The organism is Segatella copri, assembly GCF_949820605.1.
Taxonomy (GTDB): Bacteria; Bacteroidota; Bacteroidia; order Bacteroidales; family Bacteroidaceae; genus Prevotella.
In genome coordinates this window covers 1,903,204-1,917,769 of record NZ_CATKVU010000006.1, presented here as the reverse complement: position 1 = coordinate 1,917,769, position 14,566 = coordinate 1,903,204, and the positions used below count along the sequence as shown (strand labels likewise).

The following is a 14,566-nucleotide window of genomic DNA, read 5'->3' as shown; positions in this document are numbered from 1 at the left end:
CGGAAGTGTTGTTTCTACAATATTGTCTTTTCGTCGTATTGATTCAGGCGGGTAAGTGAGCCTTACGTAACGTTTACTGAGGCTTTTTTGAAGTTCAGATGAGGTTTACTTGATGGGGCAGGAGTTAGCAGAAATTACATCACGACGTATCTGTTGCTACGTCGTGACGCACTGATTGCTACGTCGTGACGCACTGATTGCTACGTCGTGACGTAATTTCAGCAGCCTCAGGGCAAGCGGAGCAGCTTACCAGGGGCGTGGTAACAGGTGGCAATAAGGTGACAATAAAAACGTCCCTTATTGCCACGCGTTATTCGCTTATAATCAGATGGTTAAGTCTAAGTGTGATATTAGTGGTATTAGATTTGAGAAAAATAATTTTTCTTTCAATAAATTCGGCCTTTGAAGTAAGCTGATGAAACCATGTTCTTCATTGCGCAAGTTCATACGTTTCATTGAGCCGATACATCCGACTGCGCTGGTTTAAAGATCCGACTGCGCTGGCTTGAAGATTCGATTGCGCTGGCTTGAAGATATGACTTCGTTGTCTCGAAGATTCGAATTCGTAAGCAGAATGAGACGGATTTGTTTGCAGAATGAAGTGGCTGAGTTTGCAGAATGAAGTGGCTGAAGTAGCGAAAAAAGAGGGCATGTCATCCCACTTATGACACACCCTCTCAATTATTCGTATAGTATTATTGTTCCAATTTCTTGATTTCTTCGATAGATAATCCTGTGGATTTTGCGATGACGTCTATTGGAGTATTGTATGTCAATAGGTTCAAAGCAATCTCTTTCCTACCTTTTTCCATACCTTTTTCTATTCCTTTCTCTTCAGCATGCTTATATACCGCATAATTGTCCCACATGACCATCATGCTGTTGTCGTATTTTTCCTGTTCCTCTTTGGTCAGGCTCTTGGAGTCGGCGATTTCTGCCAACCTCTTGAATATCTTATGCTGAGCCTCGAAAGGCATTTTTTCCAATGTCTCCATATGCTTCAAATTATAAATCCAACAATCTAAAAACGTAGTACACTCTTCCTCTTTCTTCTTGAAAAGAGGCATTACCAAGTAGATGAAGCGGATTTTGTTAGAATAAACCTCTCCGCTATCCTTGTCTGCCAGCACAACGTCTGTTCTGAACTTTTTAGGTGTATTTTCATCTACATCAAAGTTCATGAAACAGATAACATAAACAGGTGTGAGATGATAATCCCATTGTCCTTTTATGCCTTGGTCTACTATCGTTTTCGATGCATAGTAGAGAGACCGGTCGATGAAATAGGACTGGCTCCTGTTTTGCATTTCAACGATAATGTGCTCACCTGTGTCAGTTTCGCAAAAGACGTCGTAGATGATACCTCGTTGGTCTTTTGTTTCTGGCAACATCTCCTTGTCCTTAAACTTCACATCTGTGATATGCTGCTCTCCCAGGAGCAGCTGGTTCAAGAACTCAATCAGCAAGTCTTTGCTGTATTCCTGGCCGAAGATTCGTTTGAACGACCAGTCTGAGAATGGGTTGATGTATCTTGCCATATCTTTGCGATTTTGTGTTCACGCTGCAAAGATACGCTTTTCTTTCGTAACTTCCAAGAAATTAACTAAAAAAGTTTTTGTGGGTGGTAGGGGAGAAGGAGATAAATAAAAAAGTGCAACGCCCGATAGGGGCATTGCACTTTAATATGATAGTTTGATTGAATTTATTTAATCCAACGTGGGTCACCTACCTTTTCCTTCTCCAAGATAGAGTTCTTAAGATAGAATAGACCTTCGGCAGGCTTGCTGAATGCTGAGCTTGATGCAGCTTCGCATGATGTCAAGTCACTCGTAAACTTCGTTTCTCCACCGCCTAATAAAAAGTCGGTAGTATAATAGGTGTTGGAAATGTTATTATTTTTAGTACCTCTAACACCCTTGGCCTTTGCTGGATCGAAGGTTTTAGCTAAGATGACTTTATTGCAATTCCATGTCACATCTTGTCCAGTTTTGTTTCTGTCGATTAGATAACCGCCTGTACCAATTATGTTATAGAATGTACAAGATTCCATATTGATGGTAGTTGGAACTTTGATTTTGTCAATTGCTATCATGGCTTTATTGGTCAAGTTGCAATTGTAGATAGTAGAGTTTGTAATATTGATACTATCCAATTTCTCCATACCTTTATCTAACTGAATGAAACCATTCGCTTTAGTTGTTACATCATGCAAGATGCTGTTGTCTATTACGATTGTTCCGAAAGATTGACCTGCCGAACCTTGGCAACGAATCAATGATGACTTAAAGTTCTTGACTTCGCATTCAGTAATACCCAGTGAGTCAATATTGAATTCTGCCTTGTCTGCAAGGAAATCATCGCAACCTGTACCTGCGTCTGCATCGTATTGGCCATCAATATTTACGTGTTCAAAGCTGATGTAACCATGATTTCCTGCTACAGATACAGCCTTCTTTACATTCAGTGTTGCCTTTTCACCAGCTCTACCAAAGAATGAAATAGAAACACCCTCTGGGATGCTGATTGCTTTTTCTGAAGTACCCAAATCGATAGTCTTACCAGCAGGGATACCTAATGTGATAGATACATTAGAAGCACCTTCCATCTTCTCGAATGCCTTATTAGCCCACTCTTCGATGTCCTCATTTGTGATGACAGTACGGTCTTCATTCAGTTTTACAATGTAGTCGGCAGATGGTAATCCCTTGGCTGTCTTCACAGTCTTGGAACCACGAACTTTCTCTCCATTGAGTAAGCTAAATGTATATGAACGATTTGAGTTCAAACCTGTAATCTTATACTCACCAGCTTCGCGGTCAGCATCTGTCAGAGCGATGTCCTCAGTCTGGATTTCTCCCTCGCTATCCTTATAAGTATAGCGAAGAGTGGTTACGTTAGAACCTGGAATCCATGTCAAGCGGATGTTATCGTCCAAGCGGTCTTTCTCCAAAACATCGTGAAGGATACCTGGAGTACGGAAAGAGTCGCCATCCTTATAATATACCCATTTTGATTCAGCCTTGGTTGAAGACATAGCTTTTACACGCATGTAGTACTTGGTGTATTCTTCCAGGTTGTTAATGTCAACAGGAGCAGATGTGATACTCTTGTCTTCACCGAAGATTCTTGCGTTCTCACCTCCCATAGGTACGTCATCATAAAGAGAGTCTGTGCTCAACTCTACGATGTAGTATTCTGTGTTCTTGTCATAAGCAGAGAAGTTGACTGCAATCTTGGTTGGTTGGTCGTCATCTGTGTCAACAGACAAAGCAGAACTCTTGACACCAAACAAGCGGTCGTGAGCACTGTCAACTTCCCAGTCGTTCTTATCTGTACAAGAAACCATTGGAGTCATGGCCAAGAAGGCCAATGACATTCCAAATATATTCTTTATTTTCATCTTATTTCTATTATTAACAGTTCGTACTAATCGTTATAGCCATAAGAATTGTGCAAATGACCATTTGATGCAGAGATTGTGGTAGATGCAATAGGCATGAGGTATCTGTTCTTAACAGGTACATTGTCGCCTACAAGACCACTGCTGATAGAAGGCAAGTTAGTGTTTACCTGAGTATCCTTGCCGCTTGTCAAGCTAGACTTGCCAAAGCTATCTGTACTACCAGTGAAGTCAGATTCAGACTGGTCTGCGGCGAGACCATACCAAGTTACACTGCTCATGTCAATCTTGGTCTTTGTGTCATCAGTATAGTTGAAGTAAATCTTCTCCTGATATTTCTTGTCAGTCAAGTCCTGGATATAAGTATCCTTGAACTCCTGAATCTTCTGAGCCAAGAGATTCCAGCGAATCAAATCCCATTTGCGGTAACCTTCTCCAGCAAACTCCCAAGCGTTCTCCTGTACGATTGCTTCGAACAGACCTTCCTTGGTTTTAGGAATGTTGTTGATGTAGTGGTTTGCCAAAGCCTTGTCGCTGAAAGCACGGTCGTGTACTTCTGCAAGAGCCTGAAGTGCAGTCATACCTGCGTCACCATCATAACGACCTGTAGGACCAGCCAACTCGTTCATAACCTCAGCGTACCAAAGCAGAATCTGAGAGTAGCGCATCACGACAGGGTTAATACCTGTGGTGTGCTTAGCTGTTGCCTTCAAGTTGTCTGACAACCACTTGTCGTTCATCTTGCGAGCATCCCACTTACCGCAGTAAAGACCAAATGGAGCGTTGCCAAGCATGCTCTCTACAGTCTTCTTACCATCCTGCTTAATCTCGAATGCTGCTACTGTAACGTCACGACGCTGGTCTGCCTTGTCGTAAGAGTAGAGGAGAGGCGCTGTCAACTTCAATTTACCAGAAGAATTACCATAACCATATTCTGTAGTAACGCCATTCAAGCGTACACCAACTGTATAACCCAACTCACCAGTAACATTGCTACCCATAGGTATCTCGAAGAGGTTTTCCTGATAGGTCTTGTCGAGAGTCAGCTGATTCAAGAGATACCATTCATTTTCGAATGATGGATTCAATTTGTGTGAACCACTCTTGATGATAGCACTGAGATGCTTGAGTGCAATCTCATACAGTTCCTTACACTTAGCGGCACCTGGACGCTGTGTAGGGTAGGTTGCGTCTGTGTAAGTTGCAGTCTCGTAGCCTTCCTTCGCTTTTTCGCGGATAGCATATCCTGCACGTGTCAAGGCAATCTGTGCCAAGAGACCATGTGCATAACCCTTGGTTGCATGCTCTGTAGTGTATCCTTCTTGACCTGCCCAAGGAAGAAGTTCGATGGCTTCATCAAGATTTACCATTAAGCTGTCAAGGATGCTGTCGCGATCCATTTTATAAAGGTATGCATTGGAAAGGTCTGATTTTGATGACTCTGCCTTGAAAGGTACGTCACCGAAGAAACGTACCAGGTCGAGATAGCACTGTGCACGGAGTGTTAAAGCCTCACCGAGATAGCGTCCCATTGTTGCTTTGTCTGACTTGCTACCATTCTGGTACAGGTCGCTGTTATTTACGCCATCAACAACGTCGTTTGCGTCTTCAATTACACCATAGAGTGCATCCCACACGCCAGAAATCTTAGACCATCCTGGATCGGCATTGTAGTTCATGTTACCACGCTCACTTGTAGCGTTAGTAGCGTCACTTCCAAGACCATCCACCAATTCGATGTCGCTGTTCAGGTTCCATACGATGGCGAGATCCTGAGAGTATGTACGGTCTTGAGTCAAACCGCCATATATCTTGTTTACTCGTAAGCCTGTGTAGTAGGTAGAACCATATACATTAGAGTTCTCCAACTCAGAAGGTGACTTCTGATCAAGGAAGTCTGAGCAAGAAACCAATGTTGCAGCTCCCAAAGCTACCAAGACTTTTGAAAATATCTTGTTCATGTTCTTTGTTACTTTTTTAGAATGTTACATTAATACCACCTACAAATGTACGGCTCTTAGGGTATGCTGCATAGTCGATACCTGGAGTCATAGGATTCTTTTTGCTGCTTGTGTCAACTTCAGGGTCGTAACCCTTATAGCTTGTCATGCAAAGCAAGTTGTAGCCAGTGAAGTAGATACGTACGTTGCTGATGAAGATGTTCTTCAACCAGGTCTTTGGCAATGTGTAGCCAATAGTTACGTTCTGCAAACGCAGGAATGAAGCGTCTTCTACAGCATAATCAGTCAACTGCATGGCTGTAACGGCAGCTGGATTGTAGATGCTCCTGCCTTGGTTCAACTCGTTCAAGCGAGCCATAACTTCTTCTGTGCCACCATATGTTGTGATGGTTGAAGTAGAAATCTTACCAAGGTTCAAACCATTGTTAGGGTCAATCCATGTGTAACGTTTGTCGAGGGTAAAGTCATCTACAAGGTTGTACTTCTTGTTAGAACCTGAATAGAAGGCGTTAGCCAGCTTGGTTCCGTTTACAATCTTGTTGCCAAGAGAGTAGTTGAAGAACACATTGAAGTCGAAGTTGCCTACGTGACCATCGAAACCGAAACCGCCAGTTGTTGTAGGAACGGTATTTCCAAGACGCTGCTTGATAGGATTACCGTTTTCGTCGCACTGTACCTTAGGACCACCAGGGTAGTAGGTACCGCCGAAGATGTCCTTGCTCTTGTCTTTTACTCCATCAGCCAATTCCCACTTACCCTTGGCATTGAGAACCAAGTCGCCAGTGCCTGTAGCTGGGTCGTATACTGTATAGTAACCATTCATCTTGTAACCCCAGAGCTCACCAAGTCGGCCGCCCTGTTCTACACGGAAGTCTTCATACTTAGAGATGGTTGAACCACTCCAGTTACTGCTCTGCCATGGATTCTCAAGATTCAACTCGTCAATCTTGTTCTTGTTGTAAGAAACATTGAAGTTGAAGTTTAAACCAAACTTCTTCTTGTCTACGATGACAGCATTGAGTGCTAACTCGACACCTTTGTTAGAAGTTTTACCAAAGTTCTGGAACTGGTAGCTATAACCTGTGTTTGATGGAATCAAAGTCTGCATCAAGAGGTCCTTAGTGGTATTCCAGTAGAAATCCAAAGTACCGCTGATACGTCCGTTAAAGAAACCATAGTCGATACCGAAGTTACGGGTAACAGTTGTTTCCCACTTCAGGTTAGGGTTATAGAGATAAGTTCCATGCTCCAACATTGAACCACGATTCTCATCAAAGAATGGAGCCTTTGATGTGTTGCTAGCCATAGAGTATACGGTAGAAATCAAACCGGAATTGATACGGTTGTTACCGGCAGTACCGAAACTCAAGCGAGCTTTCAAGTTAGAGAGCCACTTAGAAGCACCTTTCAGGAATGATTCGTCAGACATACGCCATGCCAAAGCTAAAGATGGGAATACGCCCCACTGGTTGCCGCTGCCAAACTTACTAGAGCCATCAGCACGCATAGTGAATGTTGCCAGATACTTATCATTCAATGTATAATTGATACGACCGAAGTATGAGAGGATGTTCTCATCGGCAGCGATAGTTCCTTCGTTTGGAAGGGCAGTACCTGCACCAGTATTTGACAAAACGTCATCAATACCAAAAGATGCTGGGTAAGCAACAGATATGGCATTTCTTGTAGTCTGCTCGCTGCTGCTCCATTCCTGACCCAACAATACGTTGATATGGTCACGGCCTCCGAAAAGCTTGCTGTTATCGTAAGTGATAGTGTTGGCATTGCGCCAGTTCTTCTTGCTTACCTTAGTAAACACAGCTTGTGGCTGACCATTGTAGCCGTACTTTGAATTGGTTGTGGCATTAGAACCCCAAACCTGATCGGTATTGTTATAATCCCAGCGATAACCAAATTCTGAGCGTAAGGTGATATTCTTGAAAGGCTTCCAGTTCAAACCTACGTTGTAGTTCTGCTGGAAACGCTCCTGATACTTATAAGAATCATAAATACGCTCGATAGGATCGCGTTCTACTGATGTTGAGTTCTCCTCGTCTTCATCGCTATCTGTAAGAGGATATACTGGCCAGAACTTTACGGTATTGGCAACGATAGAGTTGGCTGCGTTGCTTTCGTTTGTGTCAGCACCACCATTCAGACCATCAAGTTTGGTGAATGCCATACGAGCATTGAAGTCGAGTGACAACCACTTGTTCAGGTTGGCGTTGAGTTTTGCGTTAACGTTGTTCTTTGCATAACCAGAACCAAGCATGATACTCTTCTCGTCGTTATGAGAGAAGCCAATGTTATACTTGATATCCTTAGTACCACCGCTAACGCTTACATTATACTGCTTTTGGTTACCAGTACGACCGAAGACTTCGTCCTGATAGTCTGTACCTTCTACAGACTTCCAGATGTCGAGGTCGCTGTAGTTACCATAGTTTGTTGCACCAACTTCATAAAGAGAGTATGCAAAGTTATAAGGATCAAGAGTCTTGATCAACTTTGTAACCTTCTTGTAGCCGAGAGAAGCATTGAAGTTTACCTGAGTCTTACCCTCAGAACCGCTCTTGGTTGTTACGATGATAACACCATTGGCACCACGGGCACCATAGATGGCTGTAGAAGAAGCATCCTTCAATACGTCGATGCTCTGAATTTCACTAGGAGCGATGTCGCTGATTGAGCTAACTGGGAAACCATCAACGATGTAGAGAGGAGAGTTGTCCTGTGAAAGAGAACCACCACCACGCACACGAATCTTCACGTCAGCATCTGGTGAACCCTCTGTGGTGGTGATGTTCACACCTGCCATCTTACCGGTCATCGCCTCGCTTACGTTAGAAACAGGAATGTTGGCAATCTGCTTGTCGCTGATAGAAGATACAGAACCTGTGAGGTCTTTCTTTCTAACAGTACCATAACCGATTACTACGACATCGTTGAGGGTGGTGTTGTCATCCTCAAGCTTTACATCGATCGTTTCTTTACCTGCAACGCTTACTTCCTTAGCTTTCATACCAATGTATGAAATCTTCAGTTTCTTGCTTTTGCCTTTTAAGTTTACTGTGAAGTTACCGTCAAGGTCGGTCACGCCACCATTGCCAGCTACACCTACCTCCATGACAGATGCACCGATGATTGGCTCGCCCGTATTGTCAGTAACAACGCCTTTTACTGTTTGTGCAGATACACTTGTTACTACGAACATCAGTGCGCCTGCCAAAGCAATTTTCTTTTTTCTAAAATTACCAGACATACACTTTAGGTTTAGATAAAACTTATTCTAAATTACTAATATTCTAATGTTTTTTCTTAATGTTTTTAAGTAGAATTCCAGTTCTGAGCAGATGCTTGCTGAAGGGATGTTCCTCTTGGAACCCGAAGGCTCCAAAGGGGCAACCTAGATGCGTAGCAATAGCTAAGTCTTGGTTTTCTTGTTGCAAAAGTATATAAAAAATATGAGAATATAGGTATATTGGGGGTAAAAAATTACGTAAACGTTTACAGATTTTTGCGTAAATACTCTGTTTTTTACATTTCGACGGTCTGTTTTCTCAGTTCCCGTTTCTGCTGTTTCAGAAGCTGAGGGAACAAAAAAAGTGCAATATCCGGCACCCTTCTGAAAGAGGATGGGGATATTGCACTCCGAATGTTATCTGTCAATCTAATTACTTATGGTCTCTGCTTCTTTACTTTACGGTGACCTTGCTTGTCTTCTTGCTGCCATCTGCCAGGGTCTTCACAATGATGTTGATACCCTTCTGAAGATTTGAGAGCTGGGTGCCGTCGGCTGCATAAATGGCGGTCTTGATGACTGCTGCATCTGTAGCAGCGGCGATGTTGCGGATGCCGGTGCCCTGACCAACAACTGTAGCTTCGCTCAAACCGCCCATCTCGTTGGCTGCACGTACGCTCCATGTTGCAGAGGCGTCATCAACGATATAGCTAGGAGTGATGGTGAAGTCTACTACCTTGCCGTTCTTGCATACTGCCCAGAGAAGAGCGTAGTCGTTGTTGTCCCAAGCGAGGGTTGTACCGTTCAGCTTAACCTTGCTAGGTGCTGATGCCTGCTCGGTAGCTGCAGTTGGATCCCAGTCATCATCCTGACCCATTATGTTTTCAACAGTGTAGAACGCAGCTTCCTCTGCTGCGAGGATAGGACTTTCTGCTGTTTCATTGCGACGGTTTACATAATTGTCACCATTCTTTGAGTCGTAGGCATCATAAACTTTCTTTCTGTCCTTGAGGTCAACTGTACTACCTGTTGATGTGGTAGAGTTGTACTCTGCGAAACGCTTAGGGTAACCGCCACTCATCTCGTTCCATCCTGCTGCTGATGGGATAGCTTCCATCTTGGTGTCGATGTAGAGTGCAATAGGTGTGCCTTTGCCCCATGGACGACCTAAGGTGTAGTTACCATTCAGGTCTTTTGCCTCAGTAGCATCCTTGATAGTACAGTCTTTGAAGATGTAGCCATACTTCTTAGGCTGAGAAGGAACTGCGAGATAGCCTCCCTTTTCACAGATCCAGAGTTCTACATTATTATAATATACATCACCCTTACCGCAGAGGTAGTCGGTACGACCACGAAGGATTCCGTCTTCGAAGTAGAATTTACCATTCTGGTTGTTTGATACGTAGGTATCCTGGTAAGCCCAGAGGTTTACGTTCTTGCAGATGGTCTTGTTGCTCTGGTCGTTGAGTACGATGTCGCGACCCTTGTCGTCGCCCATGCTGCTGTACATCTTCAGATCCTGGAAGTAGGTACCCGTAGCTTCCTTCTGCAGGCAGAGTACGTCGCCCTTGCCGATACCTTCCAATACGTTGGCTGGGGTCTTCTTGTTCTCGTTCTTATATTCTGTATTAGGAACAGTGTTGGTCAGAGAGGTGTTGTCCATGCTCTCACCGATAATAGATACGTTTGGCGTATTCATATAAATGGTTGGGTTGGCATAACTCTTACCGTCGCCGCCTGTTACCTTGTTGTTTTCATCTGCAGGAATCTTGTAGTCGCCCTGCTTGATGAAGATGCGGAAACGCTTGCTGGTATCTGTGCGCTTGGCTGCTGCTGCAAGTGCTGCCTTGAAATCGCCGTCGGTTGGGATGATGAAGTCGTAGAGAGCCTTGGTTACAGCTGGCTTGGTCTTGGTAGTGAAGTTCAGAACGATTGCCTGGTCTGTGGCATTGTCTGTCAGGTCGGCTACCGAGCCTGCAGCGAGTGTGAAGGTATAAGCCGTAGCGTAGTTCAAACCTTTGTATGCAAAGGTGATGGTCTTGCCTGATACTGTTCCTTCTATCTTTGCTGTTCCGAGAGTGGCTGCAGCGTTGTCGGTGAGTTTTACCTTCTCATCAAAAGTCAGTACAATCTTGCCGTTGGCAGATGCGTTGGTTGCGCCTTCTGCTGGTACGGTGTTTACGAGTACAGGTGCCTTGCCGTCGTTTACGAGCTGGGCAGTACCTGTGATGTAGATACCTGCTATTGCAATTCCGTCGTTGTTGCCTGTTGCTCCCTTGATAGAAGAAGTCTTGTCGGCAATCCAGCGGATGTATACTTCTGCCTTATTGTTGGCATCGGATGGGAGAGTAAACTCTCCGTCTGTCCAGGCTTTGGCTCCTGGCATATTGATGGCACCTACTTTGGTCCAGTCGGTTCCGTTGAGTGAGTATTCTACATTATATGTTTCGTATGCGTTATAATTGTAGAGCATGCTGCTCTTTACCTTGATGTCGGTAAAGGCTGTTGCGTTGACCTTGGTCTGCCAGTAGGTCTCACCCAGTGGCTTGGTGCTGACTGTGGTCCAGTTTACTGCAGCATTCTTTCCTTCGTAGCCGCCTGCGCTGTTGCTCTTGTCGAGCCAACCGTATGCGTTTCCGTCAGCATCGCGCAGGATGAGCTGGTCTACATCGTTGTCTTCTGCAGCGAAGTCTGCTGTACGACCTTCTCTTGCTGACTTATAGAAGTCCCAGCCTGCGATGAAGTCTTTTGCAGAATATGCTGCTGTGAATGACTGGTCAGCGTTCATGTTTATTTTGCGTTCTGCTCCTGTTTCACCATCATTCCAGTTGGTAAAGGTGAGGATGTCGTTGCTGCTGGCTGTGAGGGTTACTTCTGTTCCCTCTTCATACATATTCTTTCCGTTAACAACGGTTGGGGCAGGAGTTGCGCTTACCATATAGTCTTTTGCACCACCTTCTACCTTGTAATCCAAAGCGAAGGTGTTTATCTTCTCAAAGTTTGCTTTCAATGCTGTGTTGGTTGAGATAGAGAAGGTGTATGCTTCATCTGTAGATACCACCTTATTATTGGCATCTGTCCAATTGACAAATTTGTAGCCGAAATTCTTTGTTGCTGTTACGGTGATTGATGTCTCTGCATCAAATACGGTTCCTGCAGGAGATACTTTGACTGTTCCTGCTCCTACGGTTGAAACGGCAGTCGACAGGGTGTACTGTTCAACCTGCTGAACGGTTCCGTTCAAGAGACCATTGATGTGTACATCGGCAAAGCCTTGCTGCTTATTAGAGCCAACGCCGACGGTGCAACTTAGCGTGAAGCCTTCAGCTGATGTCAGTTGGGCTTGCTGCTCGGCAGTGAGCTGGATGACGATATGGTTGGTCAGGTTTTCGTGATCCTTATATTTGTCAGTCTCTGTTGTCTTGCTCTCTCTTAATGCCGTGAAATTACCCAAGTCTACAGAAGTTCCGTTGCTAAGTTTGGCGGTTACGGTTACTCCATTTTCTGAATCTGTACCGAATCGGTTTACGTAGGTACTGATAGATGTTGGGGTGAATGTAAGACCCTTGCTTGGTTTTACGGTCCATTCTACGGCTTTTGTTGTGCCAACAGGACCGAAACCAGCCATGACCATCTTGTTTCCGTCTTTGTCTTTTGTAGTCTGTGATGTCTTGAGAGAATACTTCAAGTCACCGGTGTTTACGGAAACCAGACTGAAACCATTTTCTGGTGATTTAGTGTACTGCGTAGCGTAGTTGTCGTCATTAAACGGCCATGAAACGCTAGCTTCTTCGTTCTGGTAGGTTTGCGCATTTGCTGCTACCATAACAAACAGGGCTATGAGTAAGAGCCCAAATCTGAGTAGATTCTTTTTCATTTGTTTGCCTTTTAGGTTGTTATACTTATTATAATTTTTATTTTCAGTTTATATTTTAAGTTTGTTGGTGCAAAATTACACTTATTATTTCTATTTAAGAACTTTTTGTTTCAATTTTGTTGTAAAAGCTACGCAATCGTTTTCGTACATTTCCACCTTTTTATCTCTCTTTGCCAAATGAGAATTAAGTCGTATTTTTGCAGGCAAAAACAAACTACTAAACTTTAGTAAGGTATATAGAGGGTGCTTTCATTTCTTGATAAGTGAAAGTTAAGTTATTTGATTTTTTCTTTGGTTAATTCAGATTTTCTTTGTAATTTAGCCGCGCAAAACGTAAAGCATGTAGGAATATGGTAAAAATAGTAAATAAATATCCTGTAGGAATTCAGACTTTTGAAGAAATTCGCGAGAAAGGTTATCTCTATGTAGATAAGACCAAATACATCGTGGATTTCAGAGAAAAAGGTATGAAGTATGTCTTTCTGAGTCGTCCAAGACGATTCGGAAAGTCGCTTTTTGCCTCTACTCTTCAAGCTTATTTCGAGGGTAGAAAGGAACTCTTCAAGGGATTGGCAATAGCTGATTATGAGAAGGAATGGGTGAAGCATCCTGTGCTTCATTTTGATATGAGCGGTGCCAAGCACTTTGATGCTGATGCCTTGAACAGTTATCTGAATCTACAGCTTTTGCCCTATGAAAAGCTATACGGTAAGGGAGAAGGTGAAAAATATCCTAATGAAAGACTGGATGGTATCGTAAAGCGTGCTTATGAACAAACGGGCGAAAAGGCGGTTGTCATCATCGATGAATATGATGCCCCATTGCTGGATGTGGTACATGAGAAGGAGAACCTGCAGCCCCTCCGCCGCATCATGCAGAACTTCTACAGTCCTCTGAAAAAGCTCGACCCATATCTGGAGTTTACCTTCATTACGGGTATCACCAAGTTCTCGCAGCTCAGCATCTTCAGCGAGCTGAATAACCTAGACAATATCAGCATGTTCGACCAGTATTCGGCTATCTGCGGTATCAGCAAGAAGGAACTTACCACTCAGATGAAACCGGATATAGAGGCATTGGGAGAAGACCTGGGTATGACGTATGAGGAGTGCCTGGCAGAGCTGACAAGATTCTACGACGGCTATCATTTCAGTAAGAAATCTGAAGATGTATTCAATCCGTTCAGCCTGGTAAAGGCACTGAATGCACGGGATATTGCTCCTTACTGGTTTGGCTCGGGTACGCCGACTTATCTTATCAAGACGCTGCAGAAGTATCACGTTAATGTGATGGATATTGAGAAGAAATCATGTGATGTGGATGATTTTGATGTTTCGCCGGAAATGATGACTTCTGCGCTTCCATTGCTCTATCAGAGTGGTTATCTCACCATCAAGAAGTATAACCCGATGCTGCATCGTTATACACTGGAATATCCTAACAGGGAGGTAAAGATAGGTATGCTCAAGAGTCTTGCACCTAACTATCTTTCACCAATATCTTTGGATAATAACAGCTTGGTAGGTGATTTCCTGGAAATGCTTTATGATGGAGATGTAGAGGGAGCAATGATTCGATTGAAAGCGTATCTTGCCAGCATCTCCAACCGTTTGAGCAATAAGAACGAACGGGATTTCCAGACGGTGTTCTATCTTATCTTCAACCTGATGGGCGCCCATATGAGGGTAGAGGAGGATAGTGCAATAGGCAGGGCTGATGCCGTTGTGTATATGCCTGATGCTGTATTTGTTTTCGAGTTGAAGTATGATGGTTCTGCCGAAGAAGCAATCAAACAGATAGATGAAAAGGGATATCTGATTCCATATTCTGCTGATGGTAAACGCTTGTTCAAAATTGGTGTTAATTACGATAGTAATCAGCGGACAATTAGTGATTGGAAGATAAAGGAAGGATAAATACTGTACTTTAGTATATAGTTCTGCAACGGGCTGAAGGGGCTGCTGTCTCTTCAGCCCGTTTGGTATCTGCTAGCTAAAACTCTCTTATATTCTGGTACTTGACGTTTGGATTTACGTAATCGTTTTCGTAGTTTTAGTTCATTTTGGTTCACATTTTTCCGAGATTCT

At 43.7% G+C, this 14,566-nt stretch carries 6 protein-coding genes; 1 reads left to right on the top strand and 5 read right to left on the bottom strand.

Going from position 1 to position 14,566, the window contains the following annotated elements:
- Positions 1-695 precede the first annotated feature (695 nt).
- The 5 genes from RCO84_RS09185 to RCO84_RS09165 form a co-directional block, all read right to left on the bottom strand.
- On the bottom strand, positions 696-1,538 hold the full coding sequence (locus RCO84_RS09185) for an Rpn family recombination-promoting nuclease/putative transposase (protein WP_308260557.1): 843 nt from the start codon (positions 1,536-1,538) through the stop codon (positions 696-698).
- A 164-nt stretch (positions 1,539-1,702) separates the two neighbouring features.
- Positions 1,703-3,400, bottom strand: coding sequence for a DUF5123 domain-containing protein (locus RCO84_RS09180; RefSeq protein WP_287828921.1), 1,698 nt, complete (start codon positions 3,398-3,400; stop codon positions 1,703-1,705).
- Positions 3,401-3,426: 26 nt separating this feature from the next.
- Complete coding sequence (locus RCO84_RS09175) at positions 3,427-5,361, bottom strand: RagB/SusD family nutrient uptake outer membrane protein (RefSeq protein ID WP_287828923.1); 1,935 nt, start codon at positions 5,359-5,361, stop codon at positions 3,427-3,429.
- Positions 5,362-5,377: 16 nt separating this feature from the next.
- Positions 5,378-8,623, bottom strand: a complete 3,246-nt coding sequence (locus RCO84_RS09170; protein ID WP_373690122.1) for a SusC/RagA family TonB-linked outer membrane protein — start codon at positions 8,621-8,623, stop codon at positions 5,378-5,380.
- Between the two features lie 433 nt (positions 8,624-9,056).
- Positions 9,057-12,479 (bottom strand): Ig-like domain-containing protein, encoded by a 3,423-nt coding sequence (locus tag RCO84_RS09165; RefSeq protein ID WP_317584826.1) that lies wholly within the window; start codon positions 12,477-12,479, stop codon positions 9,057-9,059.
- Positions 12,480-12,829: 350 nt separating this feature from the next.
- Between RCO84_RS09165 and RCO84_RS09160 the strand changes: the two genes are divergently transcribed.
- Positions 12,830-14,395, top strand: a complete 1,566-nt coding sequence (locus RCO84_RS09160; protein ID WP_144150955.1) for an ATP-binding protein — start codon at positions 12,830-12,832, stop codon at positions 14,393-14,395.
- Positions 14,396-14,566 lie beyond the last annotated feature (171 nt).

Coding starts and splice junctions, on each gene's coding strand:
- RCO84_RS09185 (WP_308260557.1), bottom strand. CDS start 1,538: ATGGCAAGATACATCAACCCATTCTCAGACTGGTCGTTCAAACGAATC.
- RCO84_RS09180 (WP_287828921.1), bottom strand. CDS start 3,400: ATGAAAATAAAGAATATATTTGGAATGTCATTGGCCTTCTTGGCCATG.
- RCO84_RS09175 (WP_287828923.1), bottom strand. CDS start 5,361: ATGAACAAGATATTTTCAAAAGTCTTGGTAGCTTTGGGAGCTGCAACA.
- RCO84_RS09170 (WP_373690122.1), bottom strand. CDS start 8,623: ATGTCTGGTAATTTTAGAAAAAAGAAAATTGCTTTGGCAGGCGCACTG.
- RCO84_RS09165 (WP_317584826.1), bottom strand. CDS start 12,479: ATGAAAAAGAATCTACTCAGATTTGGGCTCTTACTCATAGCCCTGTTT.
- RCO84_RS09160 (WP_144150955.1), top strand. CDS start 12,830: ATGGTAAAAATAGTAAATAAATATCCTGTAGGAATTCAGACTTTTGAA.